The sequence below is a fragment of the Erwinia sp. AC075 genome, assembly GCF_979253995.1.
On record NZ_CEEDEU010000001.1, the window covers coordinates 3659049 to 3684100 of the forward strand.

Here is a 25052-nt window from a genome sequence, read left to right on the forward strand (position 1 = left end):
CGCGGACACATGGAAGATCAGCGTAAAAAAATTCTGTTGCTGGATACCGGAAATGAATGGGGTGGCGGCACCAACAGCATGCTTGAGCTGTTGAAGCGTATCGACCGCAGTCAGTTCGATATCCGCTGCTGCTTCTACCATAATTACCGCCGTGGTAAAGGTGACACCATTGCTGACGTGCTGGAAGCGCTCGGCATCCCGGTGATGTTTATTCCGCAACGCAAGCAACCTCGCTGGGCGAAAGTCTGCAAAGAACTGCTGCGATCGCTGGTATTTTTCAACCGTTCTTTACGGCTGAAAACGACCCGTTGGGTGGATATGCTTTGGCGCATCAAGCCCAATGCGAAACGTATTGCCGAGGCGATTTCCCGCCAGAATATTGATTTGCTCTACATGAATAATCAGCCGGGATCGAACGCTGAAGGCTATCTTGCGGCCGAAGGTTTACCGATTACCCTGGTGCAGCATTGCCGCATTGAACCGGTCCTGAACCGCGAATTGGTCGGGATGGTGAATCAGCGCGCGGATGCAATCATCGCTGTATCAAACGGCGTCCGCGAAGTGCTGATCGCCCATGGCGTCGTGGCTGAAAAATGCTTCACCGTATTCAATGCTATCGACATCTGGCAACCGCTGCCCTCCCGCGATGCGATGCGGCAACAGCTGCTGGCGCTGGATAACCGCACCTTTGTGTTTGGCAGCATCGGATCGTTAATCCCCCGCAAATCCAATCACCATATTCTGCAGGCGCTGGAAAAGTTTACCGCGTCCTTCCCCCAGGCCGACTGGCGGATGGTGATCCTCGGCGAAGGCCCGGAAGAAGCGGCGTTAAAACGTCAGGCGGTTCAGGCCGGTATTGCGGATCGGGTGATTTTTACCGGTTTCCGCCCCAATGCCCTGGAATATCTGGCCGCGCTGGACGTGTTTATTCTGGCGTCCAAAAGTGAAGGGTTGCCGCGCGTGGTGCTGGAGGCCATGTTGCTCAATACCGCGGTGATTGGCTCGAAAGTCACCGGCACCGCCGAACTTATCTCGCCGGATAAAACGGGCTTGTTGTTCGATTACGGCGATACCGATACCCTGTTTGAGCAGATGAAGACGCTGTATCTTGATGCGGAAAAACGCACGACATTATTGCAACAGGCCAACGCCAACGTGAAAGCGCACTATGCTATTGAGCATTACGTCGCAGGCGTGGAATCTATTTTGAAAAATGCGTCACATGGAAACTCTTCGCATGTTTGAATTCCTGAACCCTCAGTTCCGCCACATTCGTTCGCGCCATAACCTCTCTTATCAGCAGAAAGAGGTGCAAGGCGCAACACCGGTCACTTCCATTGTCATTCCCTGTACGGGCGCTGACTTTGTCGAAGAGGCGACCTTAAGCGCGTTATTTGCATCGCGTTTTGCGCCTGATGCAGAAGAGATTGTCATCGTCTCCGATCAGCCTGCCGCACAGTTTGGCGAGCTGCCGGCGAAAACCCGGGTGGTGACGCTGGACGTGCCGTTGCGGGAAGAGAACTACCGCTATAAACAAATTTACCGCAGTCGTTTGATTAAGCTTCAGGCGCCTTTGCAGGCAAAAACCGACGGCATTTTGATGATCGATTCCGATCTCAATCTGCTGAAAATGCCCGATATCAACATGCATGACGGGCATATCTATTCCAGCTTCCGCCAGGGCAAGATGATCGCCAAACTGGCCAATGCGCCTGAGCAAAACCGACCGGCTTATTACCGCAATAGCGTCAGACCTTATATTGTTGACCATGTGAATGGCGCTTTTCTTGCCGCGACACGGCAGACGTGGAAACGCATTTGCCCACTGTGGTTAACGCTTTTCCAGGATACCTGGGAATTAATGGATGATTCGCAGCCACCCACCGATCAGCTCCCACTGGCTGCATTGTTGGATATGCTGGATCTGAAGACGGTAAACCTGGGTGACTGGATGAACTGGCCGGTCTCGAAGAAGATTGGTGGCAGCACGGCAGCGATCCCGAAAGAGGTGGTTGGTGCGCATGGCGGCTTCCCGCTTTCGGAATGGCAAAAGTATTTGCAGTCATCCGATACGCCATTGACCTTTAAAGGTCAGGATTACACCCGTAAGGTGCGCTATCTGACGGATGCCGAAAAGCTCAAGTAACATTGTAAATTGGGTCGGCCCATTGCCGACCCAACAGATTGATTACCAGTCCAGAATCACCTTGCCTGAAAGGCCCGAGCGCATTTGATCAAACCCCGCCTGAAAATCATCAATCCCAAAGTGATGGGTAATGATCGGCGTGATATCCAGCCCGGACTGGATTAATGCCGCCATTTTGTACCAGGTCTCGAACATTTCCCGGCCATAAATCCCTTTGATAAACAGTCCCTTGAAAATCACCTGATTCCAGTCAATCGACATCTCTGAAGGGGGAATGCCGAGTAATGCAATGCGGCCACCGTTATTCATCACGCTTAACAGCGTTCTGAACGCTGCCGGTGCGCCGGACATCTCCAGTCCTACGTCAAATCCTTCGGTCATGCCCAGTTCCTGCATCACGTCCACCAGCTTTTGCTGGCTGACGTTCACCGCGCGGGTCACCCCCATCTTGCGGGCCAGATCGAGGCGATAGTCATTCACGTCGGTGATCACCACATGCCTGGCGCCGACATGACGGCAGATTGCTGCCGCCATAATGCCAATCGGGCCGGCACCTGAAATCAGCACATCTTCGCCGACCAAATCGAATGACAGCGCCGTATGCACCGCATTACCAAAAGGGTCGAAAATCGCTGCCAGCTCATCAGAAATGTTGTCGGGAATACGAAAGGCATTAAACGCGGGGATCGCCAGGTATTCCGCAAAGCAGCCCTGCCGGTTAACGCCAACGCCGACCGTATTGCGGCAAAGATGGGTTTTCCCCGCCCGGCAGTTTCGGCAGTGGCCACAGGTAATATGCCCTTCCCCGGAAACCCGATCGCCCAGCGAGAAGCCCTTCACTTCCTGACCGATCCCGACCACTTCACCAACATATTCATGCCCGGTGATCATCGGCACGGGAATGGTTTTCTGTGACCATTCATCCCAGTTATAGATATGCACATCCGTGCCGCAAATGGCGGTTTTACGAATTTTGATCAGCAGGTCATTGTGACCCGGCTCGGGGACAGGCGCATCGTGAACCATCCAGATCCCTTCTTCCGCGCGCAGCTTCGCTAATGCTTTCATCACGCCTCCTTAATCACGCCAAGCTTTTTGCCAATCCGGCTGAAAGCATCCACCGCATGGACTAGCTGCTCATGGCTGTGTCCCGCCGAGATTTGCGTGCGGATCCTTGCCTGCCCTTTCGGCACCACGGGATAGAAGAAGCCGGTAACGTAGATGCCTTCCTGCTGCAACAGCCGGGCAAATTCCTGCGCCACTTTCGCTTCGCCCAGCATCACCGGAATAATGGCGTGATCGGCGCCGGCCAGGGTAAACCCGGCTTTGGTCATTTCGGCACGGAAAAATTTTGCGTTATCCCACAGACGCTGGCGTAAACCATCTCCTTCGGTCAGCATATCCAGCACACGTATTGAGGCGGCAACAATGGCCGGCGTCAGCGAATTCGAGAACAGATAAGGACGGGATCGCTGGCGAAGCCATTCGATCACCTCTTTTTTAGCCGCCGTGTAGCCACCCGAAGCGCCACCCAGCGCTTTGCCCAGCGTACCGGTGATGATATCGACCCGGCCCATCACCTCGCAGTATTCGTGCGTGCCCCGACCGCCTGCGCCCACAAAGCCAACGGCATGAGAATCATCGACCATCACCAGCGCGCCATAGCGATCCGCCACATCACAGATGCCCTTAAGGTTGGCGATCACGCCATCCATGGAGAAAACGCCGTCGGTGGCGATCATGATATGGCGCGCGCCGGCCGCTTTGGCTTCTTCCAGCCGCGCTTCCAGTTCCGTCATATCGTTGTTGGCATAGCGGTAACGTTTGGCTTTGCATAACCGTACGCCATCAATAATCGACGCGTGATTCAGCGCGTCAGAAATAATCGCATCTTCCGGCCCAAGCAGCGTTTCGAACAAACCGCCGTTAGCATCAAAGCAGGAGGAATAGAGAATGGCATCTTCCATGCCCAAAAATTCCGCCAACTGCTTTTCCAGCTGTTTATGGCTGTCCTGCGTGCCGCAAATAAAGCGTACCGACGCCATGCCAAATCCGTGGCTGTCCATGCCTTCTTTCGCTGCCGCTATCAGGGCGGGATGATTAGCCAAACCCAGGTAATTATTTGCGCAGAAGTTAACGACTTTCCCGCCGCCTTCCAGTTCGATATTGGCCTGTTGCGCGGAGGTAATCAGGCGTTCGGACTTAAACAGCCCTTCCGCCTCGACTTCCCGTAATTGTTGCGTAAGTTGCTGATAAAATGGCGATGACATTTTCATACTCCGAAACAGGCTTAGTAGCGGAATATCTTACTGAAGGGCAAGGAATGGGACGAGGATACAGATCGTGTAGTGTGATTTTCGCAGCATAATTAACGTCAGCTCCCAACAATTACATTCCGTTACGGAGTCATCTGGCTGTCTGACGCCGCATCAGATGTTATGATAAGAGGCATTAGCGTGTGAAACCTCCCGTTTCACCCCCCTGTTTAAAGGTTAATGCTCATGATTATCGTCACCGGCGGCGCAGGACTTATCGGTAGCAACATTATTAAAGCGCTGAATGACAAAGGCCATACCGATATCCTGGTGGTCGACAACCTGAAAGACGGCACCAAATTCGTCAATCTGGTGGATTTGAATATTGCCGATTACATGGATAAAGAAGACTTTCTGATCAGCATTCTGGCCGATGAAGATTTCGGCGATGTTGAAGCGATCTTCCATGAAGGCGCCTGCTCATCCACCACCGAGTGGGACGGCAAGTACATGATGGACAACAACTATCAGTACTCCAAAGAGCTGCTGCACTACTGCCTCGAGCACGAAATCCCGTTTCTGTATGCCTCTTCCGCAGCCACTTACGGCGGCCGCAACGATAACTTTATCGAAGAGCGCCAGTATGAAGAGCCGCTGAACGTCTACGGCTATTCCAAAATGCTGTTCGATCACTATGTCCGTCAGATCCTGCCGGAAGCGGGTTCGCAGGTCTGTGGTTTCCGCTACTTCAATGTGTATGGTCCGCGTGAAGGCCATAAAGGCAGCATGGCCAGCGTGGCTTTCCACCTGAACACCCAGTTAAACAACGGCGAAAATCCCAAGCTGTTTGAAGGCAGCGACACCTTTAAGCGTGATTTTATCTACGTGGAAGATGTGGCGTCGGTGAACCTGTGGTTCTGGGAAAATAACGTTTCCGGCATCTTCAACTGCGGTACCGGTCGTGCCGAGTCGTTCCAGGAAGTGGCCGATGCGGCGCTGAATTTCCATCAGAAAGGGGAAATCGAATACATTCCTTTCCCGGAAAAACTGAAGGGACGCTACCAGGCCTACACCCAGGCGGATCAAACCAACCTGCTGGCAGCGGGCTATGATAAGCCGTTCAAAACCGTCGCTGAAGGCGTCGCTGAATATATGGCATGGCTGAACCGCAAGGCGTAACGGGACAATTCCGGCAATGAATATTCTGGTAATCGGCCCTTCATGGGTTGGCGATATGATGATGTCGCAAAGTCTCTATCGCACGTTGAAGGCGGCTGAACCCGACGCGATAATTGATGTGATGGCACCCGCGTGGTGCCGTCCACTGTTATCGCGTATGCCAGAGGTCAACGAAGCGCTGGCGATGCCGCTGGGCCATGGTGCGCTGGCATTAGGCGAGCGTCGTCGTCTGGGCAAAGCCTTGCGCAGCAAAGGTTACGATCGGGCTTACGTGTTGCCCAACTCGTTTAAGTCCGCGTTAGTTCCCTTCTTTGCCGATATCAAAACCCGCACCGGCTGGCGCGGTGAAATGCGCTACGGGCTGCTGAACGACGTGCGGGTGCTGGATAAAGCCGCGTGGCCTTTAATGGTTGAGCGCTATGTGGCGCTGGCCTACGACAAATCGCGCTACAGCCATGCGGCCCAGCTGCCGCAGCCGCTGCTGTGGCCGAAGCTGCAGGTCAATGAAGCTGAAAAGCTGACGACCGCCGCGGCGTTCGGCTTATCGGCAGATCGTCCCGCGATCGGTTTTTGCCCTGGCGCAGAATTTGGTCCGGCAAAACGCTGGCCGCATTACCACTACGCTGAGCTGGCGCAGAGCCTGATCAACCGTGGCTATCAAATCATCCTGTTTGGTTCGGCCAAAGATAAAGTGACGGGCGAACAGATCCTGCAAAGCCTGCAGGAAGATTCGCGTGCACATTGCCGCAATCTGGCAGGCGAAACCCAGCTGGAACAGGCGGTGATTTTGCTGGCGCATTGCCGTGCGGTGGTGAGCAACGATTCCGGTCTGATGCACATTGCCGCCGCGCTGGATCGTCCGCTGATCGCACTCTACGGCCCAAGCAGCCCTGACTTTACGCCGCCATTGTCCGACAAAGCGCGCGTCATCCGCCTGATCACCGGCTACCACAAGGTACGCAAAGGGGATGCGGAAGAAGGCTATCATCAGAGCCTGATCGATATTCAGCCTGAGCGGGTGATCGCCGAGCTGACGGCCTTGTTAGCGGATGACGAGGAAAAAACATGCACGTCCTGATTGTTAAAACCTCCTCCATGGGCGACGTGTTGCACACGCTTCCGGCGCTGACGGATGCCATGCAGGCTATTCCCGGCATTCGCTTTGACTGGGTGGTGGAAGAAGGCTTTGCACAGATCCCCGCCTGGCATCCTGCCGTGGATAAAGTGATCCCGGTGGCCATCCGCCGCTGGCGTAAACACTGGTTTGGCAGTGAAGTCCGCGAAGAGCGCTTCCTGTTTAAACGCGAAGTGCAGTCGCGCCAGTATGATGTGGTGATCGATGCGCAGGGACTGATCAAAAGCGCTGCGCTGGTCACGCGCATTGCAAAAGGCGTGAAGCATGGTCAGGACAGCCGCAGTGCGCGAGAACCTTTCGCCAGCTGGTGGTATGACGAGCGCCATGAAATCAGTAAAAAACAACACGCCGTGCAGCGAACCCGCGAGCTTTTCGCCAAAAGTCTTGCTTACCCGATGCCGGATAGCGAAGGGGATTACGCCATCGCGCCGCATTTCCTCAGCGAGCCGCCATCTGATGCCGGACAGTACCTGGTGTTTCTCCATGCCACCACGCGTGATGCCAAACACTGGCCAGAAAGCCATTGGCGCGAGCTGATTGGTTTACTCGCCGACAGCGGCCTGAGGATTAAATTGCCGTGGGGCGCAGACCACGAACACCAGCGCGCCATCAGGCTGGCCGAAGGGTTAAGCTATGTCGACGTACTGCCTAAGCTGACGCTTGAGCAGGTTGCCCGCACGCTGGCAGGCGCCAGAGCAGTTGTCTCCGTCGATACCGGTTTAAGCCATCTTACCGCCGCGCTGGATCGCCCGAATATCACGCTTTATGGCCCGACCGACCCGGGATTGATAGGCGGTTACGGCAAGAACCAGTGCGTGCTGCGCCCCGAACAGGGCAATAATATGGCCTCGATTACCGCTGAGAATGTCATGTCGCTGCTATTGCCCGCTATCGCCTTACCGGTGCCGTTAAGCCAATGACCAACGCCTGCCCGCTCAGCATCCTGATTGCCGCCCATAACAGTGAAGCCTATCTTGCTGCAACGCTCGACAGCATTGTGGCTTCATTGGGTGAGGCACTCGATCAAGCTGAAATCATCATCGTTAATGATGGTTCCACGGACGGCACGCAGGCCATTATCGATCGCTATGCACGGCAATTACCCCGTCTTCGCAGCGTCCTTTCGGCCCACCGAAACGTCGGTAAAGTTCGTAATCAGGCGGTGAGTCTGGCGACGGGCGATTACCTGCTGATGGTCGACAGTGACGACCAACTCCTGCCTGATGCTTTGCGGGATCGGCTGGTCACGTTGCAAGAGCACGCGCCGGACATTTTCCTGAGTAAGATTATTGAGGTGCGTGGTGAGATTGCCAATCAGCCCGTCTGGCAGGCAAAGGCACCTGAAATACTGACTCAGCATCAGTCTGTTGAACGGTTTCTGATCCATCGCGACTATCAGGCACATTTCATTGGCCAGTTTTTTGCCCGTCATCTGCTCCAGCAGCACGCTTTTCCAGACTTCATTTGTTATGAGGACAGCTGGTTATTTCCACTGTTACTGACACTGAGCCAGAAGACGCTTTATTCAGACAGCGGATTCTATCTCTATCGCAAACACGCCAACAGCCTGTCTTCGGCGATAGATGAGCGGAAAATCGACTGTCTGATTGCGGCAACGCAGCATATGGATGAGGTTTTACCCGCTAACTTTGCCTCGCTAATCACCTGCCACTGGCTGGATATCGCCAACCGCTATCCAGACGCGCTGCGGAGCAGCGGTCAGGACAGGATCGTCAACGCGCGTATTGGTCGGGTCAGCCTGAGCCGTTTCCTGTTGGATAGAAAAATCAGACTCAGCTACAAAAGAAAAATGCTGAAGGTGCGTAAACGGGGTCTGTGAAGACCCCGGTGAAGACGTTAACGGGCCAGGCTGCTCTGCTGATGCCTTCTCAATGCATTGAACATCTCGCTGACGATCAGCATCAACGCAACGCAAATCGTTAACTCACGGCTGATGAACACCACGTCACTCAGGCCGCTAATCACTACCCCAAACATCACCGCCAGCATCAACGCATTCCTGCTTCGCAGAGCGTAGGCAATCAGCACGACATAAAACAGCAGCATCACCAACGCGCCCTGAATTCCCTGTAGCGTCGCGCTATCCAGCAATTCGTTGTGCAAATGCACTTTCTCATACATCAGCGAGATGGTGTCTGTATGGCGGGTTTTCACGTAGTTTTCGAAGCACGCCGTACGATCTTCTGTTTTCATGCCCAGAGGATGCGCCATAAAACAGACTGACCCCACTCGCCACATTGCCAGACGCGTGGTTAACGACCCAAACTGATTCCCGTCCGACTGGATATAGGTATTGTACTCTTGCAGAGTCGAGTCCAGCTTCGGCTCAATCATCGGCTTATAGCTCACCCCAACCAAGATCACCAAGGCAATCATCACCGAGAATAATGACTTCAGGCCGAAGTGACGGAATTGCAGTACACCAACCAGCAGGATGATCAGGGGATAAGCAGCCATCATATTGCGGGTACCGGTTTGTACCAGGATAAAATAGGACAGGCAAAAGATCGCCAGACAGAACAGGATGTTTTCAGGGGTATGCTTTTCGGTCGCCAGCATAAACAGCACCATCGTTGAAAGCATCGCATAGCCATACGCGGATATGGTGGCGCGGTCTAATGAAAAAGCGACCCGGTGAATATCACTAAAGTATTGATATAAACCGAACAGGGTCGCGGCAAAAAACGCCACCAGTAAGCCGGTGCGGATTAACCAAAGACTTCTTTTCGGGTAGTTCTTCATCTGAGAAAACAGCCAATAACCGATAAAGCACGCCAACAGCAGGCGTTTTCCCGCATTAAAGTAGTCGTTAAACTCGCTGTAATCCGCGCTGCCCAGATACTCCCAGTAGAACCAGATGACCTTACTCAAGCCAAGCACGGCCAATAGCCCAATGAACCATAGCCGCGATTTATCATACTCTTTCAGGTTAAACAAAATCCCCGCGAGTGAAAAATAGAAGCTCCAGTAAAACAGCACCTTGGCGCCCTTAACATCAATAAAGGTCACCATAATGGTTAGCAGCGTACAAGCCAGGGCCAGCAAGTAAAAAACAGCACGGAAGTCCGTATCTTTGAAGCTCATTTTCATTTTCTCTCTCACCGAGTCCTGTTTATCACATCAACGAGCTTTAGTGGCCGCATATTCCGTTAACGTCATCCCGACGGTCCGGCTATGTAACCAGTTAAACAACTGCTCCAGATCCTCATAAAGGCGATCGATATCCGCTTCATTTTTAAAGGTCGGGCTGCCATCAGGCATAAATTCGGACGAGTGCAGCATAAACTCAACGTAATCCGACCCCGCAGCCAGCGTTTTTTCAGCCACGCCAATCATCTGCTGCACGTTACCGCCCGTCGGACGCAGCCAGTGAACCGACGGACTGCGCTGCTTGCCGCGTAAACGGTCATAGCCTTGTTTCAGGCTGTTCATCAATCCTGAATGCTTGTATTGAATGCTCATTGGCACCTCCAGCAACGGCGAGGTGCCTTCACGGGAAATGTCTTCTGCATCCAGATAATAGGCATTGCGCGGGAAATGCGTGTAGTTGGTGCCGCCGGAGCCTTGCGGCGCACCCGGAGAAAACTGCCAGTTCACGCCAGGCGTGACGGAGCAGTCCACCTTATAGCCAAACTCAACCAGCAGCCGGGCATATTGCTGATTGAACGCCCAACGCCCGGCCCGATGGCTGAGCATTTTTGTCTGAAAGGTCTCTTCCAGTAGCTCAGTCATGAAGGCGATTTTTCGGCGCATTTCATCAACTGGATATTCGATCAGATAGGGCTGAAATTTCCAGTCATCGTCAGTCAGTGAGTACGCTGGCGGACTGTTCCAGGCATGTAAATGCATCCCCACTTCACCGGTTCCGCGGGCGATCACATCACGGGCGAATGCCTGGTAAACCGGGTCGATGGCCATTTCATAGTTGGTCAGCCAGGTCGGTTTGAAACCGTATTTTTCGCAAAGTTGCTGGAAACGAGCGAGATATCCCGCGTTTTTGGTGGTAACAATACCCGAGCGATTGCGCCACAGGTTGTCACCTTCCGTATCAATAGTGATGAGAAATGCGGGTGTGGTCATGCCGTTTCCATACTCCTGGTTAGTCTGCGGGTATGTTACGCAGCGGACAATAGAGACGCAAAGAGATTCGCGAGGCAATATTGTCAGTGGATTATGCTGTGGCACTCTTCCTGTTAATTTTCTAAGATAACTACAGCTAATAAAAAAGAGTACATTGGGAAGCCCCTGATGTTCGGCTTGTTTTCCCGATTATAATCTACACAGCTCTGGCAGAAGGATCCGCCTGAATCAAAAAAAAGATGAGCGGCATTTATGCGGCAAAAGAGGCTACGGTGCCTTCTCCGCAGTATTTTTCTGGCTAAGGGTAAAAAATTGTCCAAGCGCATTTTGATGATCATTGATGGCTTACCCGGAGGGGGAGCTGAGAAAGTCGTGCTGACTCTTGCAAAAGGGATGATGGAGCGTGGACATCGGGTGTCGTTATTCTCACTGCGTTCGGTGTGTGAGTACGCCATCCCGCCCGGTCTGGATTTCCGGGTGATCAAAGATAGCTGCAAAAAACCGTGGCGCAAACTGACCGAACTGAGCCGCCGTGCTGCACAGCTGGATAAAGAAATCCATGCGGCGGAGACAAGCGACACGCCGTTCGATTTGGTGATTTCTCATCTGCATAAGACGGATCGCATCGTCCGCCGCTGCCCGCACCTTGAGCCTGAAAAGACCTGGTTCTGCCTGCATGGGGTGTTTTCTGCCTCATACCTTGCCCGCCGTAAAGGCTTCTCTCTGTGGCTTAAAAAGGCCAAAATCCGCCGCATTTATCAGGGCCGAAACATCATTGGCGTCTCGCAATACGTCGTGGACGACCTGAAGCGCTCGTTTGAAATCCAGCCCAAACGTGAGCAGGTGATATTTAATCCCTTTGAGTTTGAGGCCATTGAAGCCCTTTCGCTGAAACCCTGCTCGATGGAAGGTAAGGACTATCTGGTCCATGTAGGCCGTTTTCATCCGACCAAACGCCATGACCGGCTGTTACGCGCATACGCCAAAAGTGGCCTTGAAGCGCCGCTGGTGTTAATTGGCCAGGGAAGTAGCGAGGCTACCCGCGCGATTAAAGATTTGGCTATTGACTTAGGCATCAGCAAGCGTGTCATTTTTAAGGGATTTATCAGCAATCCCTATCCCTACATCCGTCATGCGAAGCTGTTGGTCGTTAGCTCGGACAGCGAAGGGTTTGGCAACGTATTAGTCGAAGCATTAATTTGCCATACGCCGGTGGTCAGCACCCGCTGCCCGGGTGGCCCCGTCAGCATCCTGACCGGCGAATTATCGCGGGGGTTGGCAGAAATGAATGACGATTCGCTGGCGGCGACAATGCGGGATATTTATCTTCATCCACCCATAATGCTTAAGCCTGATGTCGATGCTTACAGTATTGAGGCTGTTTGCAGACAGTACCTTGATTTAATTAATCGTAATTAACAAAGTCCTGCTGCACTGTCATTCGTTTCAGCGTTAAAATCAGCCCACAACATCAGGGCGAAGACAACCTGAAGCCACTTTTTGTTTACTCATCATTGAAGGTTTTGGCCCATGATAACGCTCATTAACAGGAACGGATATCTGAGCTCAGTGAAAAGCTTGACCTCATCAATACGGCTGACAATGGGACGTACGCTTACCCAGATCCTCTTCCGTGGAACTTTCAGCTCGCTCAGGGAGAACAGAGCGTGAATTATGTATTGTTATTTTTGCTGCTCTTACCGCTTAAGCTATGGAAAAAGCTGGGTAAGAACACAAGCAACCGTAATCTGATCATTCAGACGGCAAAGATAGGGGACTTCATCAACATCACCCCGTTGATGCAGCATCTTAAGCATAGCGACGCCCTGCTCAGCACCTCAGTCGCGCCGCTTGCCCGTAATGATGCCACTCTGGACGAGATTTTTTACGTTGAAGAGCATAAATCCAGCACGATGGCCAAACTGAAGCTGGCCATCAGGTTGATGAACCGCTATCGCAACGTCTATCTGCTGCATCCTAACAACGCCAATCTGTTCTATGCCGCCTGCTGTAATGCGGAGAATAAACAGTTTCTGTCGATGTATCGCCGTCGCTGGTATCAGGGGATTTTTTATCTCACCGCCAGCGGCACGGTGGAGCATGAGAAAAACACGCTGACGCTGGAAAACTACCTGAAACTGGCCGACCGCTCGCTGACCAAAGAGAGCTATCCCAAGCATGCGACGCTGCCGTTAGTGCAACCCGTCAATACGCCGGAAGAGCTGTTCAGGACGGACAAAATTAAAATCGGCATCAGCATCTCGGCCGGAAATCAGGCGAAAACCATTCCCCCGGTTATCTGGAAAAGCCTGTTCGATCGTCTGAGCGACCTGCCCTGCCTGTTCTATGTATTTGGTTCACCGAATGAACTTCCTCGCTTAAATGAGCTCAATAAGGTGGTTGGTGAACGCGACAACCTGGTCAACATGATTGGCAAGGTCTCGCTGGAGGGATTGCCCTATGCGATCGAGCAGATGGATATCTACGTGGCATCGGACTCCGGCAATGTTTATATTGCTGACGCGCAGAATGTGCCGGTGGTGCTGATTTATGGTCCCTGCTGCGTAGAAGAACAACGGCCATTAGGCGATGTTCTGCTGATCGGGCCGAACCATATTGCGCCGACCTCCTTTGTTTTTCAGGCGCTCTACAAATTCAATCATCCTGCCGAACAACTGTTTGAACTGGATAAGCGTAAGCTGGATGATATCCATGATTTTGTGAGTGCCCGCAAGCCTCAATTGACTCACGAAGAGAAGATTTTACCCTGAGTATGATGCCGCATTCCGATCCCGCCGCGCCTGAACTGAGCGTGGTTATCCCGATGTACAATGCCGGGAAAAGCTTTGAGGCTTTCATGGCTTCATTACTGGCTCAAACGTTGCAATCCCTTGAAGTCATTATTGTTAATGATGGTTCAACTGACGAGTCAGCCGCGATGGCGCATCAGTATGCCGCTGAGTATCCGCACGTTCAGGTTATCGATCAGCAAAATGGTGGCGTATCACGCGCCCGCAACGCCGGGATGGCAATAGCGACAGGCCGCTACGTGACCTTCCCCGATGCTGACGACACCCTTGCACCTGATATGTATGAAAAACTGATCGCCATGGCCAACGCCGACGATCTGGATATCGCCCAGTGCAATGCAGAACGCGTTTTTTGGGGCGGGGATAAAGCCAAACCGCTGATCCCTAAAGACCGTTTACAATCCACCGGCGTTCTTAGCGGCGCTGAATGGCTCGGCAAGGCCCTGGCGACCAATCGCTATCTGCATGTTGTCTGGCTGGGCGTTTACCGCCGTGCATTGATTGACCTACTTAACCTACAGTTTGAGCCCGGCCTGCATCATCAGGATATCCCGTGGACCACTGAACTGATGCTGAATGCCCGTCGGGTGCGGTATACCGACGAGGTGATGTACCGTTATTACGTACACGATCAGTCAATCAGTAATCAGAAGCGCACGGGAATGCGTAATGTGGAATATCAGCGCCACTATCTTAAAATCGCGCGGATGCTGGATGAGATTAACCAGCGCTATAAAAACACCGTAAAGCTGTCTGCGCCGTTGTATCGGCAGGTCACGAAAGAAGCCCTGACCGTGTGCCACTCTATTCGCCGCGAACCCGATGCGGCCGCCCGACAGGCGATGATAGCGGACCTGATCGCCAGTAAAACTCCGGGCAGAATGCTGCGAAATGCGCGTGGCGTGCAGCAGTGGTACCAGTTGCTGCTGTGGCTGAGCCGAATTTATCGCTGGCGGAAAGGCTAATGATGAAACCCGTCGACATTTTTACTGGCAGGCCCCTCCTTGCAGTGGGTCAACTCAACATTGAGATCTCATGAGCATGGCTACTCCGCAAATCAGCCCGTTGTTTACGCCAAAAACCATTCTGCTGATCAAACTCCGCCATCATGGCGATATGCTGCTGACCACCCCGGTGATCCACGCCCTGCGCCAGCAATATCCCGATGCCAGTATTGACGTGCTTTTGTATAAAGAGACGCGCCCGATGCTGCAGGCGCATCCGGACATTCGACAGATCCACTTTATCGATCGTAACTGGAAAAAAGAGGGTGCCTGGCAGCACATCCGGCATGAGGTGGCGTTAGTCTCCGCCGTTCGCCAGTGTCATTACGACCTGGTGGTCAACCTCGCGGACCAGTGGCGCAGCGCCATTATTACCGCCTTCTCGGGTGCGAAAGTCAGGATTGGTTTTGATTACCATAAGCGTCGCAATGCCATCTGGCGCCTGGCGCATACCCATCGGGCCACCACTGAACAGCATGCAAATCTGCATACGGTTGAACAAAACCTGATGGCGTTAACGCCGCTGAATATCCCTTTCCACGGCTTCCCGGCCGCAATGCACTACAGTGAGAGCGACTGGGAAACCACCCGCACTCAGCTGAACCAGCTTCAGCCAACCCGTAAACCTTATATTGTGATTCAGCCCACGTCCCGCTGGCTGTTCAAGTGCTGGGAAGACGATAAAATGGCTGGGCTGATTGACCGCCTTGCCTCAGACCAAATGGATATTGTGCTGACCGCCGCGCCAGATAAGAAAGAACTGGCGATGATCGACAATATTCTCTCGCTATGCCAGAACCGTCAGGCCATCTCTCTGGCCGGTAAACTGACTCTGCCGCAGTTAGCCGCGCTGATTGATCATGCCAACCTGTTTATCGGCGTCGATTCCGCCCCGATGCATATGGCTGCCGCGCTGGATACGCCCTGTATTGCGCTGTTTGGCCCAACCAAGCTGAAGCAATGGCGGCCGTGGGGCGACAACAATAAGGTGATCTGGGCAGGTGACTATGCGCCGCTGCCCTCACCGGACAGCATCGATACCAAAACGGAAACGCGTTATCTCAGCGCTATCCCACTTGAAGACGTGGTGAAAGCCGCAAGGAATTATCTGGATGAGTAAGGTCAGACTGGCCATCGTGCGCCAGAAATATCGCCCCGATGGCGGCGCCGAGCGGTTTATCTCACGTGCGCTGGAAGCGCTGGATGACGATAGCCTGGAATTAAACATCATTACCCGCAGCTGGCAGGGAGAACCCAAGCCAGAGTGGCACCTGCATATCTGCAACCCGAAAAAGTGGGGCCGGATCTCCCGCGAACGTGGCTTTGCCGTGGCCGCACGGGCCTGCTGGCAGCAGGAGAAGTTTGATATCGTGCAAAGTCACGAGCGCATCGCGGGCTGCGATATTTTCCGCGCCGGCGACGGCGTGCACCGTGTGTGGCTGGAACAGCGCGCTCGGGTCGTGTCTCCGATGCAGCGATTGCTGACGCAGGTAAGCCGTTATCACCGCTATGTGATGACCGCAGAAGAAGAGATGTTCCGCTCCCCTGCGCTTAAAAAGATCATCTGCAATTCACTGATGGTGAAAAACGACATCATGCGCTGCTTCCAGGTGCCGGAAGAGAAGTTTGCGGTGATTTATAATGCCATCGACTCCAAGCGCTTTATGCCCGCAACCGCCGAGCAACGTCAGCAGTCTCGTGAACAGCTTAACCTGCCGGATAATGCGAAAGTGTTTATCTATGTCGGTTCAGGCTTTGAACGCAAAGGTCTTAAGGCCAGTATCAGCGCGCTGGCAGCGACCGATGCGCACCTGTTGGTGGTCGGGCAGGACAAGCAGCAATCACGTTACGAAAACCTCGCGCGCAGCCTGGGATGCGAAAAACGCATTCATTTCCTGGGCGTGCAGAACAATGTCATCCCCTTCTATCACGCCGCTGACAGCTTGATTCTGCCCACGCTGTACGATCCCTTCCCTAACGTCATTCTGGAAGCGATGGCCTGCGGATTACCGGTCATCACCAGTTTTACCTGTGGCGGTGCGGAATTCATCATCGATGGTAAACAAGGGTTTGTCTGTGATGCGTTGGACGTGCCGGCGTTGACGGCGGCGGCCGTTGCCATCCCACAACGCACGCTGGACAGCCGGATGGGCGATCTTGCCAGGGAAAGGGTCCTGCCCTGCTCTCCGCAACAGCTTGCCACGCAGCTTCATGCGCTATATCAACAAGTGTTGCAGCAGCCCTGATAAGAAGTGTGAGCGGAGACGACTTATCTGCTAACATGCCGTATTATTCCTCTTTTCTGGCATACTCTGGCGCGAGTCTCTCCACTCTGAATAAACACTGTGATGACAACACTTTATACCGTTCTGCTTTACCTCATTCAGCCCCTGATTTGGCTCCGGCTCTGGCTCCGCGGCCGGAAGGCTCCCGCCTACCGCAAACGTTGGGCAGAACGCTATGGCTATTGCGCCGGCAAAGTGAAGCCAGACGGTATTTTGCTGCACTCCGTTTCTGTCGGTGAGACGCTGGCTGCGGTCCCGCTGGTGCGGGCGTTGCGCCATCGCTATCCCTCGATGCCAATCACCGTCACCACCATGACGCCAACCGGCTCTGAACGCGCAGCCTCAGCGTTTGGCAAAGATGTGCACCATGTTTATCTGCCCTACGATCTCCCCGGCTCGATGAACCGCTTCCTCGATAATGTGAACCCGCGTCTGGTGATCATTATGGAAACCGAGCTGTGGCCGAACATGATCGCGCTGCTGCATAAACGAAAGATCCCGCTGGTGATCGCTAATGCCCGCCTGTCTGAACGCTCTGCAAAGGGCTACAAAAAACTCGGCAAATTTATGCAACGGCTGCTGCAACGCATTACGCTGATTGCCGCGCAGAATCAGGAAGATGGCGAACGCTTTATCAGCCTTGGCTTAAAACGCTCGCAGCTGACGGTGACCGGCAGCCTGAAGTTTGATATCTCCGTCACGCCAGAACTGGCCGCCAGAGCGATTACCCTGCGTCGCCAGTGGGCACCTCGCCGTCCGGTGTGGATTGCCACCAGTACGCATGATGGCGAAGAGAGCATTATTCTGGATGCGCACCGTAAGCTGCTGACGCGTTTCCCCAATTTATTGTTAATTCTGGTTCCCCGTCATCCGGAGCGTTTTTCTACCGCCCGCGAACTGACGCAGAAAGCCGGACTCAGCTACACCCTTCGCAGCAGTGGCGAGATCCCGTCAGGAAGCACGCAGGTGGTGATTGGCGATACGATGGGTGAACTGATGCTGCTTTACGGCATTGCCGATGTGGCCTTTGTTGGCGGCAGCCTGGTCGATCGTGGCGGCCACAATCCGCTGGAAGCGGCCGCACATGCTATCCCGGTGTTGATGGGACCTTATACCCTTAATTTCAAAGATATCTGCGCCAAGCTGCAGCAGGCTGACGGCCTGATTACCGTCACCGATGCGGACTCGCTGGATAAAGAAATTGGTACGCTGCTGACCGACGAAGATTATCGCCTTTACTATGGCCGTCATGCCGTCGAAGTGCTGCATCAGAACCAGGGTGCGCTGCAGCGTCTGCTACAGTTACTCGAACCCCATCTGCCACAGCGGAATCACTAAATGTCTTCACGCCAGGCTCTTTCAGTCGTGCTGATCGCCAAAAACGCGGCTGACCTGCTGCCAGAATGTCTGGAGTCCGTGAGCTGGGCCGATGAGATCGTCCTGCTCGACTCAGGTAGCAGTGATGGCACACCCCAGGTTGCTGCCCGACACGGCGCAAAAGTCTTTCACTCCACGGAATGGCACGGCTATGGCCGTCAGCGTCAGCTGGCGCAGAGTTATGCCAACCATCCGATGATTTTGATGATCGACAGCGATGAGCGCGTGACGCAACAGCTGCGCGCTTCGATAGAGGCCGTGCTAACAAGCCCCGCCTCAGCTGACGCGGTGTACAGTCTGGGTCGCCGTAACCTGTTTTTAGGCCGCTTTATGCGCCACAGCGGCTGGTATCCGGACCGGGTCACCCGCCTCTATCCTTCCCGCTATCAATACAACGATCACCAGGTGCATGAGTCGCTCGACACCCAGGGCGTTGCCGTGACTGCGCTGAAAGGCGATCTTCTGCATCTGACCTGTCGTGACTTTTCTGCCTTCCAGTGGAAACAGTTCGCCTACGCGGAGGCCTGGGCAAAACAGCGCTATCATCAGGGCAAGCGCTGCGGCATTGTTTCCATCTTTACGCACACCATCGGCGCCTTCTTCAAAACGCTGGTTTTGCGTGCAGGTTTTCTGGATGGCAAACAGGGCTGGCTGCTGGCGGTCGTCAATGCGCAGTACACCTTCAATAAATACGCGGCGCTTTGGGCGCTGAATAACTCTTCTCACGCTTCCGGCAAGGGCGGTCTATGAGCACCAAAGCGATTTATCCTGGCACCTTTGATCCGATGACCAATGGCCATCTGGATATCGTGACGCGAGCCGCGTTGATGTTTGACCGTATCGTACTGGCTATCGCGGCCAGTCCCAGCAAGAAACCGATGTTCACGCTGGAAGAGCGCGTAAGCCTGGCGCAGCAGGTGGTAGCCCATTTGCCGAACGTGGAGGTGGTGGGATTCAGTGATTTGATGGCGAACTTTGCCCGCGATCAGCAAGCCAATGTGCTGGTAAGAGGCCTGAGGGCCGTCTCTGACTTTGAATATGAGATGCAGCTGGCCCACATGAACCGCCATCTGTTGCCGGAGCTGGAGAGCGTGTTTTTGATGCCTTCAGAGCAGTACTCGTTTATCTCTTCTTCGCTGGTGAAAGAAGTGGCGCGTCACAAAGGTGATGTGAGCGCCTTTCTACCGCAGCCCGTTTTTGACGCGCTGCAGGCTAAACTCTAAGCCTTATTTCTGACAGGTCGGACAATAAAAGGTACTGCGCTGGGCGTGCTTCGCGCTCTTAATCGGCGTGGCACAGACCCGACAGGGTTCGCCTGCCCGACCATACACCTGCAACTCCTGCGCGAAATAACCCGGCTTACCGTCCGTCTGCAGAAAATCACGCAGCGTTGTTCCCCCTTGCTCAATTGAACGTAGCAGTACCGCTTTGATGGTTTTCACCAGCAAAGCCGCTTCGTCCTGAGTCAGGGTCATGGCCGGACGATCGGGATGGATCCCGGCAACAAACAGGGATTCGCTGGCGTAAATATTCCCCACTCCCACCACCAGTTTGTTATCCATCAGCCAGGGTTTAACCGGCGTCCGCTTGTTTCTCGACTTATCAAACAGATACTCCGCCGAGAAGGCATCATGCAGGGGTTCCGGGCCAAGGTGGGCCAGCACATTGCTCGCGGCTAAATCCGTGCACCACAGCCAGGCACCAAAGCGGCGAGGATCGGTATAACGCAGGACCTTACCGTTGCTCATCACCAGATCGACATGGTCATGTTTGGCAGGGGGAAGCTCTTCGGGCAGAACGCGCAGGCTACCGGACATACCCAGGTGAATGATGATCCAGCCGTGCGGCAGCTCAATCAGCAGATACTTGGCACGGCGTTGCACGCTGAGCACCGGTTGATCGCTGAGGCTTTGAATTTCGAGGGAAACCGGCCAACGCAGGCGGTCATTGCGGACAATAGCATGAAGAATAGTGGCGCCCACCAGATGCGGTTCAATGCCGCGGCGGCTGGTTTCGACTTCAGGTAACTCCGGCATGTACTTGCCTCCCGTTAAGGTCCGTTATCCTCTTTTAAAAACAAAAAACCCGGCCGAAGCCGGGTTTTTCATCCACTGAAATCAATTACTTGATTTTAGCTTCTTTATAGATCACGTGCTGGCGGACAACTGGATCGAATTTCTTCAATTCCAATTTTTCCGGCTTAGTACGCTTGTTCTTCGTGGTGGTATAGAAGTGACCTGTCCCAGCAGAAGAAACCAGCTTGATCTTCTCACGAATACCTTTAGCCATGATTCAGTTCCTTTACCTTAGTACTTCTCACCGCGGGTACGCAGATCGGCCAGGACCGTCTCAATACCCTTTTTATCAATTACGCGCATGCCTTTGGCAGTGACGCGCAGTGTAACGAAGCGCTTTTCGCTCTCAACCCAAAAACGGTGAGAGTGCAGGTTCGGCAGGAAACGGCGTTTCGTCGCGTTCATTGCGTGGGAGCGGTTGTTACCCGATACCGGACGCTTGCCAGTTACTTGGCAGACTCGTGACATGTCTATTCTCCAAAAATCAAATCAGCTCGAGCTTTAAAAATAAGGTTTTGGCCGCCTCGTCAGGCTCTAAGACCCTCCAGGCGAGTTCAATGTGAACCCGCTGAGTAGGCCTATTTGCCAAACCCGAGATTCTCAAAGGTGGCGTAGTATACGCCCTGCGCCGCCGCTGCTCAAGTCCCGAACAGATAAAGATCCCTCTGGATCGTGCAAAATAGCTTCATTTGAACACTTAACCGTTCTTAACTCGGGGCAAAAAATGAGCTTTTAGCCGAACCGGGTGGGCTAGATCCACCCGCGTTCGGCAAAAGAGACCGACTCGCCATGCCCAATGACAATATGGTCCAATACGTGAATATTCATTAACTGGCAGGCCGCGACAATTCGCCGCGTGACCTGATGGTCAGCCCTACTGGGGCGGGCAATCCCGGAGGGATGATTATGCGCCAGAATCAGCGCAGCCGCATTTTTCGCCAGCGCTTCTTTGACGATTTCCCGTGGATGAACTTCGACGCTATTTAAGGTTCCGGCAAACATTTCGCACGCGTGAATCATCCGGTGCTGGTTATCAAGAAACGCCACCATAAAAATTTCTCGCTCACGGTGCGCAAGTTGACTGATAAAAAAGGTAAGCATATCGGCCGTCCCACCCGCCAGCTGGCGCTCCTGAACCGGAATACTGGAAAAGAAACGGCGGGCTAACTCGGCTATCGCATTGATCTGGGTATATTTTGCGTCGCCTATCCCTTTAACCCGATCAAATGCCGTCCGGTCTGCCGTCATCAAATGGTATAACGAGCCAAATTTCCCTATCAGCTGCTGCGCCAGCGCCATCACGTGCACACCGCCCGATCCCGTGCGTAAAAACAGCGCAAGTAATTCGGTATCGTTCAGTGCCTCAACGCCTTTCACCAGTAATTTTTCTCTCGGCGGTAACTCCGTCCACTGTTTCATCTTGCGTATCCCTTCTTCCTCAGCCCGAAAAAGCATGGCATTATATACAGTACTTTTCCACCCTTCCGGTCTGACTCTGCGAATTGTCTCGCAAAGGCTACAGAGTGCTAACAGGCAGCGCCGGATGAGTATGGTAAAATAGCGGCATTGTGGCGGCAGTGAGCCGCGCCAGTCTGACTCTACAGGGCGGATAGCAAGATGACGGGATTAACCGGTAAACACATTGTTCTGGGCGTAAGCGGCGGTATCGCGGCCTATAAAGCACCCGAACTGGTCAGGCGCCTGCGCGATCGCGGGGCTGAAGTGCGCGTGGTGATGACGGAAGCGGCAAAAGCCTTTATCACACCGCTTAGCCTGCAGGCTGTTTCTGGCTATCCGGTGTCTGATGACCTGCTCGATCCGGCAGCGGAAGCGGCGATGGGGCATATCGAGTTGGGGAAATGGGCCGATTTGGTGATCCTGGCACCCGCGACCGCGGACCTTATTGCGCGGGTGACGGCAGGGATGGCAAATGACCTCGTGACCACCATCTGCCTCGCCACACCGGCACCGATTGCCGTGGTGCCGGCAATGAATCAGCAGATGTACCGGGCACCGGCCACCGAGCATAATTTGCAGGTGCTGGCACAGCGGGGTGTGCTGATTTGGGGGCCGGACAGCGGCAGCCAGGCCTGTGGTGATGTCGGTCCAGGCCGGATGTTAGATCCGCTGGCGATTGTGGATGAAGCGGTGAACTGGTCTTCACCCGTCAACGATCTGAAACATCTCAACATTATGATCACCGCCGGTCCCACCCGTGAATCGCTGGATCCAGTTCGGTTCATTACTAACCACAGCTCAGGTAAGATGGGCTTCGCGATTGCCGCCGCGGCGGCAAAACGGGGTGCAAACGTCACCTTGATCAGTGGTCCTGTGGCATTAAACACGCCGCAATGGGTTAAACGCACCGACGTGTTGACCGCGTTAGAGATGCAACATGCGGTGATGGCAAGCGCCGCTAAACAACATATTTTTATTGGCACGGCAGCCGTTGCAGACTATCGTGCCGCTGAAGTTGCACCAGATAAAATCAAAAAACAGGGTGATGAAGTCACCCTCAAAATGGTAAAAAACCCCGACATCGTTGCAGGGGTCGCGCACATGCAGGAAGGCCGCCCTTACGTCGTAGGGTTTGCGGCAGAAACCCAGAATGTGGAAGAATACGCGCAACAAAAACGGGTCCGTAAAAACCTGGATTTAATCTGCGCCAACGATGTTTCGAAAGCCGGGCAGGGTTTCAACAGTGATACCAATGCTCTGCACCTTTTTTGGCAGGAGGGAGAAAAAGTCTTACCGCTCAGCGATAAGTCACTCCTTGGCCAACAGTTACTAGACGAGATAGTCAGCCGTTATGATGAAAAAAATCGACGTTAAGATTTTAGATGCGCGTGTGGGTAAAGACTTCCCATTACCTACCTACGCCACCTCTGGATCGGCAGGTCTTGACCTGCGCGCCTGCCTGGATGAAGCCATTTTACTGGCACCAGGCGCCACCACGCTGGTGCCTACCGGTCTGGCTATTCACATTGGCGACCCGCAACTGGCAGCAGTCATTCTTCCCCGCTCTGGCCTTGGCCATAAACATGGCGTGGTGTTGGGTAATCTGGTCGGTCTGATCGATTCGGATTACCAGGGCCAGCTGATGGTTTCCGTCTGGAACCGCAGTCAGGAAGCCTTCAACATTGAACCCGGCGAGCGTATCGCGCAGATGGTCTTCGTGCCGGTCGTTCAGGCTGAATTCAATCTGGTAGAAGACTTTGATACCAGCGATCGCGGAGAAGGTGGCTTTGGTCACTCTGGTCGCCAGTAAGCGTCTGCCTGCAGATCGTTAGCCAGTCACTTATCCTTATTTTCGCCGTGAGCGCTTTGCTCACGGACGTTGCGTGGGCTACTGCCCTATTAAAGTGATATTTCAGGGGTTTTTCAGGTCATGGCAGAGAAAAAGAGTGCGAAAAGGAATCGTCGCGAAGAAATATTGCAGGCTCTGGCACAAATGCTGGAATCAAGCGATGGCAGTCAGCGGATCACCACGGCCAAACTGGCCGCCAACGTTGGGGTTTCGGAAGCGGCGCTGTATCGCCATTTTCCCAGCAAAACCCGGATGTTTGACAGCCTGATCGAGTTTATTGAAGACAGCCTGATTACGCGCATCAATCTGATTTTGAAAGACGAAAAAGAGACGCTGCCGCGTCTGCGTCTGATTATCCAGTTAATTCTGGGTTTTGGTGAGCGTAATCCGGGTTTAACGCGCATTCTGACCGGCCATGCACTGATGTTTGAACAGGACCGTCTGCAGGGACGAATCAATCAGCTGTTCGAGCGCATTGAAGTGCAGCTGCGTCAGGTGCTTCGCGAGCAGAAATTGCGGGAAGGCGAGGGTTTAGTGACCGATGAAACGCTGCTGGCCAGTCAACTGCTGGCGTTCTGTGAAGGCTTGCTTTCACGCTTTGTCCGTTCCGGCTTCCGCTACCGTCCAACGGTAGACTTTGATACCCGCTGGCCATTGCTGGCGTCTCAGCTGGTGTAAACAGACTGCGGGTCAGAGGGATCTGACCCGCGACACTCTTAGATACCGTACTCTTTACGGTAAGCTCGAACCGCCACCAGATGGTCTGCCATCTCCGGCTTCTCTTCCAGATAAGCAATCAGCTCTTCCAGCGTAATAATCGAAATCACCTTACAGCCGTAATCCCGCTCAACTTCCTGAATGGCTGACTCCTTACCACGCCCGCGTTCCTGACGATCCAGCGAAATCAGCACGCCAGCCAGCGTGGCATGACTTGCTGAAATGATCTCCATTGATTCGCGGATGGCGGTACCGGCCGTGATCACATCGTCCACCAGCATAATGCGCCCCTGCAACGGACTGCCCACCAGCGTGCCACCCTCACCGTGCGTCTTGGCTTCTTTACGGTTGAAGCAATAAGGCACATCGCGATCGTGATGGTCGGCCAGCGCGACGGCGGTGGTGGTCGCAATTGGGATCCCTTTGTACGCCGGACCAAAAACCAGGTCGAAATCAATACCGGAATCTACCAGCGCCTGGGCATAGAAACGCCCAAGTAACGCCAGATCGCGGCCCGTATTGAACAGGCCAGCATTGAAGAAATAAGGGCTGGTGCGCCCTGATTTCAGCGTGAACTCACCAAACTTCAGCACCTGCTTGTTGATGGCGAATTCGATAAATTGGCGCTGCCAGGCTTTCATGTCTTGGTCCTCTACTTGTC

The 25052-nt window shown here is 53.8% G+C and carries 26 protein-coding genes; 17 read left to right on the forward strand and 9 right to left on the reverse strand.

Going from position 1 to position 25052, the window contains the following annotated elements; translation table 11 throughout:
- Positions 1 to 9: 9 nt before the first annotated feature.
- Positions 10 to 1245, forward strand: coding sequence for a glycosyltransferase (locus AC0IXH_RS17215; protein WP_471720752.1), 1236 nt, complete (start codon positions 10 to 12; stop codon positions 1243 to 1245).
- Entirely contained in the window at positions 1238 to 2146 is a 909-nt protein-coding gene (locus AC0IXH_RS17220; protein ID WP_134823151.1) for a hypothetical protein, read from the forward strand. Before AC0IXH_RS17215 ends, AC0IXH_RS17220 begins: the two co-directional genes overlap by 8 nt.
- 42 nt (positions 2147 to 2188) lie before the next feature.
- Here the strand turns inward: AC0IXH_RS17220 and tdh are convergent, their stop codons facing one another.
- Positions 2189 to 3214, reverse strand: coding sequence for an L-threonine 3-dehydrogenase (gene tdh / locus AC0IXH_RS17225; RefSeq protein WP_346568390.1), 1026 nt, complete (start codon positions 3212 to 3214; stop codon positions 2189 to 2191).
- On the reverse strand, positions 3214 to 4416 hold the full coding sequence (locus AC0IXH_RS17230) for a glycine C-acetyltransferase (protein ID WP_471720753.1): 1203 nt from the start codon (positions 4414 to 4416) through the stop codon (positions 3214 to 3216). The genes tdh and AC0IXH_RS17230 overlap by 1 nt, the downstream gene beginning before the upstream one ends.
- A 231-nt stretch (positions 4417 to 4647) precedes the next feature.
- Here AC0IXH_RS17230 and rfaD point away from each other — a divergent pair, with 231 nt between their 5' ends.
- The 4 genes from rfaD to AC0IXH_RS17250 are packed head-to-tail and all read left to right on the forward strand — an operon-like array spanning position 4648 to position 8555.
- A complete protein-coding gene (gene rfaD / locus AC0IXH_RS17235) occupies positions 4648 to 5580 on the forward strand; it encodes an ADP-glyceromanno-heptose 6-epimerase (protein WP_013200116.1) in 933 nt (310 codons plus the stop codon).
- Between the two features lie 16 nt (positions 5581 to 5596).
- Positions 5597 to 6658: an ADP-heptose--LPS heptosyltransferase RfaF gene (gene rfaF, locus AC0IXH_RS17240; RefSeq protein WP_471720754.1), complete on the forward strand. Its 1062-nt coding sequence runs from the start codon at positions 5597 to 5599 to the stop codon at positions 6656 to 6658.
- The gene (gene rfaC, locus AC0IXH_RS17245) at positions 6646 to 7635 is read left to right on the forward strand and encodes a lipopolysaccharide heptosyltransferase RfaC (protein ID WP_471720755.1); all 990 of its coding nucleotides are present in this window, start codon (positions 6646 to 6648) and stop codon (positions 7633 to 7635) included. Before rfaF ends, rfaC begins: the two co-directional genes overlap by 13 nt.
- Positions 7632 to 8555: a glycosyltransferase family 2 protein gene (locus tag AC0IXH_RS17250; protein ID WP_471720756.1), complete on the forward strand. Its 924-nt coding sequence runs from the start codon at positions 7632 to 7634 to the stop codon at positions 8553 to 8555. Before rfaC ends, AC0IXH_RS17250 begins: the two co-directional genes overlap by 4 nt.
- 17 nt (positions 8556 to 8572) lie before the next feature.
- On the opposite strand, the gene AC0IXH_RS17255 is transcribed toward AC0IXH_RS17250, so the two are convergent.
- The gene (locus AC0IXH_RS17255; protein ID WP_471720757.1) at positions 8573 to 9820 is read right to left on the reverse strand and encodes an O-antigen ligase family protein; all 1248 of its coding nucleotides are present in this window, start codon (positions 9818 to 9820) and stop codon (positions 8573 to 8575) included.
- A gap of 36 nt (positions 9821 to 9856) precedes the next feature.
- On the reverse strand, positions 9857 to 10816 hold the full coding sequence (locus tag AC0IXH_RS17260; RefSeq protein ID WP_471720758.1) for a polysaccharide deacetylase family protein: 960 nt from the start codon (positions 10814 to 10816) through the stop codon (positions 9857 to 9859).
- Between the two features lie 312 nt (positions 10817 to 11128).
- Between AC0IXH_RS17260 and AC0IXH_RS17265 the strand changes: the two genes are divergently transcribed.
- The 8 genes from AC0IXH_RS17265 (at position 11129) to coaD (ending at position 19515) form a co-directional block, all read left to right on the forward strand.
- Positions 11129 to 12235, forward strand: a complete 1107-nt coding sequence (locus tag AC0IXH_RS17265) for a glycosyltransferase (protein WP_471720759.1) — start codon at positions 11129 to 11131, stop codon at positions 12233 to 12235.
- A gap of 248 nt (positions 12236 to 12483) precedes the next feature.
- Positions 12484 to 13587 carry a glycosyltransferase family 9 protein gene (locus tag AC0IXH_RS17270; protein ID WP_013200109.1) on the forward strand — a complete coding sequence of 368 codons (1104 nt, stop codon included), beginning with the start codon at positions 12484 to 12486 and terminating at the stop codon, positions 13585 to 13587.
- 5 nt (positions 13588 to 13592) lie between these two features.
- Positions 13593 to 14591 carry a glycosyltransferase gene (locus AC0IXH_RS17275; protein WP_013200108.1) on the forward strand — a complete coding sequence of 333 codons (999 nt, stop codon included), beginning with the start codon at positions 13593 to 13595 and terminating at the stop codon, positions 14589 to 14591.
- Between the two features lie 76 nt (positions 14592 to 14667).
- On the forward strand, positions 14668 to 15750 hold the full coding sequence (rfaQ, locus tag AC0IXH_RS17280) for a putative lipopolysaccharide heptosyltransferase III (RefSeq protein ID WP_041692172.1): 1083 nt from the start codon (positions 14668 to 14670) through the stop codon (positions 15748 to 15750).
- Positions 15743 to 16876 (forward strand): glycosyltransferase family 4 protein, encoded by a 1134-nt coding sequence (locus AC0IXH_RS17285; protein WP_013200106.1) that lies wholly within the window; start codon positions 15743 to 15745, stop codon positions 16874 to 16876. The genes rfaQ and AC0IXH_RS17285 overlap by 8 nt, the downstream gene beginning before the upstream one ends.
- A 102-nt stretch (positions 16877 to 16978) precedes the next feature.
- A complete protein-coding gene (gene waaA / locus AC0IXH_RS17290; protein WP_041691839.1) occupies positions 16979 to 18253 on the forward strand; it encodes a lipid IV(A) 3-deoxy-D-manno-octulosonic acid transferase in 1275 nt (424 codons plus the stop codon).
- Complete coding sequence (locus AC0IXH_RS17295; protein WP_013200104.1) at positions 18254 to 19042, forward strand: glycosyltransferase family 2 protein; 789 nt, start codon at positions 18254 to 18256, stop codon at positions 19040 to 19042. It abuts the gene before it with no gap.
- Positions 19039 to 19515, forward strand: a complete 477-nt coding sequence (gene coaD, locus AC0IXH_RS17300) for a pantetheine-phosphate adenylyltransferase (RefSeq protein ID WP_013200103.1) — start codon at positions 19039 to 19041, stop codon at positions 19513 to 19515. The genes AC0IXH_RS17295 and coaD overlap by 4 nt, the downstream gene beginning before the upstream one ends.
- Positions 19516 to 19518: 3 nt before the next feature.
- Here coaD and mutM read toward each other — a convergent pair whose 3' ends face one another.
- The 4 genes from mutM to radC all read right to left on the reverse strand — a co-directional run bounded on the left by mutM (position 19519) and on the right by radC (position 21786).
- Positions 19519 to 20328: a bifunctional DNA-formamidopyrimidine glycosylase/DNA-(apurinic or apyrimidinic site) lyase gene (mutM, locus tag AC0IXH_RS17305; protein ID WP_013200102.1), complete on the reverse strand. Its 810-nt coding sequence runs from the start codon at positions 20326 to 20328 to the stop codon at positions 19519 to 19521.
- Positions 20329 to 20413: 85 nt separating this feature from the next.
- Positions 20414 to 20581, reverse strand: a complete 168-nt coding sequence (gene rpmG / locus AC0IXH_RS17310) for a 50S ribosomal protein L33 (RefSeq protein WP_001051798.1) — start codon at positions 20579 to 20581, stop codon at positions 20414 to 20416.
- A gap of 17 nt (positions 20582 to 20598) precedes the next feature.
- Entirely contained in the window at positions 20599 to 20835 is a 237-nt protein-coding gene (gene rpmB, locus AC0IXH_RS17315; RefSeq protein WP_013200101.1) for a 50S ribosomal protein L28, read from the reverse strand.
- A gap of 282 nt (positions 20836 to 21117) precedes the next feature.
- A complete protein-coding gene (gene radC / locus AC0IXH_RS17320) occupies positions 21118 to 21786 on the reverse strand; it encodes a RadC family protein (RefSeq protein WP_471720760.1) in 669 nt (222 codons plus the stop codon).
- Between the two features lie 198 nt (positions 21787 to 21984).
- Here radC and coaBC point away from each other — a divergent pair, with 198 nt between their 5' ends.
- From coaBC to slmA, 3 genes are all read left to right on the forward strand, one after another.
- On the forward strand, positions 21985 to 23199 hold the full coding sequence (gene coaBC / locus AC0IXH_RS17325) for a bifunctional phosphopantothenoylcysteine decarboxylase/phosphopantothenate--cysteine ligase CoaBC (protein ID WP_013200099.1): 1215 nt from the start codon (positions 21985 to 21987) through the stop codon (positions 23197 to 23199).
- The gene (gene dut, locus AC0IXH_RS17330) at positions 23177 to 23635 is read left to right on the forward strand and encodes a dUTP diphosphatase (RefSeq protein WP_041691838.1); all 459 of its coding nucleotides are present in this window, start codon (positions 23177 to 23179) and stop codon (positions 23633 to 23635) included. Before coaBC ends, dut begins: the two co-directional genes overlap by 23 nt.
- A gap of 120 nt (positions 23636 to 23755) precedes the next feature.
- On the forward strand, positions 23756 to 24352 hold the full coding sequence (gene slmA, locus AC0IXH_RS17335) for a nucleoid occlusion factor SlmA (RefSeq protein WP_471720761.1): 597 nt from the start codon (positions 23756 to 23758) through the stop codon (positions 24350 to 24352).
- A 38-nt stretch (positions 24353 to 24390) separates the two neighbouring features.
- Here the strand turns inward: slmA and pyrE are convergent, their stop codons facing one another.
- Positions 24391 to 25032 (reverse strand): orotate phosphoribosyltransferase, encoded by a 642-nt coding sequence (pyrE, locus tag AC0IXH_RS17340; RefSeq protein WP_013200096.1) that lies wholly within the window; start codon positions 25030 to 25032, stop codon positions 24391 to 24393.
- Between the last annotated feature and the right edge of the window lie 20 nt (positions 25033 to 25052).

Coding starts and splice junctions, on each gene's coding strand:
- AC0IXH_RS17285 (WP_013200106.1), top strand. CDS start 15,743: ATGAGTAAGGTCAGACTGGCCATCGTGCGCCAGAAATATCGCCCCGAT.
- slmA (WP_471720761.1), top strand. CDS start 23,756: ATGGCAGAGAAAAAGAGTGCGAAAAGGAATCGTCGCGAAGAAATATTG.
- tdh (WP_346568390.1), bottom strand. CDS start 3,214: ATGAAAGCATTAGCGAAGCTGCGCGCGGAAGAAGGGATCTGGATGGTT.
- rpmB (WP_013200101.1), bottom strand. CDS start 20,835: ATGTCACGAGTCTGCCAAGTAACTGGCAAGCGTCCGGTATCGGGTAAC.
- AC0IXH_RS17230 (WP_471720753.1), bottom strand. CDS start 4,416: ATGTCATCGCCATTTTATCAGCAACTTACGCAACAATTACGGGAAGTC.
- AC0IXH_RS17260 (WP_471720758.1), bottom strand. CDS start 10,816: ATGACCACACCCGCATTTCTCATCACTATTGATACGGAAGGTGACAAC.
- radC (WP_471720760.1), bottom strand. CDS start 21,786: ATGAAACAGTGGACGGAGTTACCGCCGAGAGAAAAATTACTGGTGAAA.
- rfaQ (WP_041692172.1), top strand. CDS start 14,668: ATGGCTACTCCGCAAATCAGCCCGTTGTTTACGCCAAAAACCATTCTG.
- dut (WP_041691838.1), top strand. CDS start 23,177: ATGATGAAAAAAATCGACGTTAAGATTTTAGATGCGCGTGTGGGTAAA.
- waaA (WP_041691839.1), top strand. CDS start 16,979: ATGACAACACTTTATACCGTTCTGCTTTACCTCATTCAGCCCCTGATT.
- coaBC (WP_013200099.1), top strand. CDS start 21,985: ATGACGGGATTAACCGGTAAACACATTGTTCTGGGCGTAAGCGGCGGT.
- rfaD (WP_013200116.1), top strand. CDS start 4,648: ATGATTATCGTCACCGGCGGCGCAGGACTTATCGGTAGCAACATTATT.
- AC0IXH_RS17215 (WP_471720752.1), top strand. CDS start 10: ATGGAAGATCAGCGTAAAAAAATTCTGTTGCTGGATACCGGAAATGAA.
- pyrE (WP_013200096.1), bottom strand. CDS start 25,032: ATGAAAGCCTGGCAGCGCCAATTTATCGAATTCGCCATCAACAAGCAG.
- AC0IXH_RS17250 (WP_471720756.1), top strand. CDS start 7,632: ATGACCAACGCCTGCCCGCTCAGCATCCTGATTGCCGCCCATAACAGT.
- AC0IXH_RS17295 (WP_013200104.1), top strand. CDS start 18,254: ATGTCTTCACGCCAGGCTCTTTCAGTCGTGCTGATCGCCAAAAACGCG.
- rfaF (WP_471720754.1), top strand. CDS start 5,597: ATGAATATTCTGGTAATCGGCCCTTCATGGGTTGGCGATATGATGATG.
- AC0IXH_RS17275 (WP_013200108.1), top strand. CDS start 13,593: ATGCCGCATTCCGATCCCGCCGCGCCTGAACTGAGCGTGGTTATCCCG.
- AC0IXH_RS17220 (WP_134823151.1), top strand. CDS start 1,238: ATGTTTGAATTCCTGAACCCTCAGTTCCGCCACATTCGTTCGCGCCAT.
- rfaC (WP_471720755.1), top strand. CDS start 6,646: ATGCACGTCCTGATTGTTAAAACCTCCTCCATGGGCGACGTGTTGCAC.
- mutM (WP_013200102.1), bottom strand. CDS start 20,328: ATGCCGGAGTTACCTGAAGTCGAAACCAGCCGCCGCGGCATTGAACCG.
- AC0IXH_RS17255 (WP_471720757.1), bottom strand. CDS start 9,820: ATGAGCTTCAAAGATACGGACTTCCGTGCTGTTTTTTACTTGCTGGCC.
- coaD (WP_013200103.1), top strand. CDS start 19,039: ATGAGCACCAAAGCGATTTATCCTGGCACCTTTGATCCGATGACCAAT.
- rpmG (WP_001051798.1), bottom strand. CDS start 20,581: ATGGCTAAAGGTATTCGTGAGAAGATCAAGCTGGTTTCTTCTGCTGGG.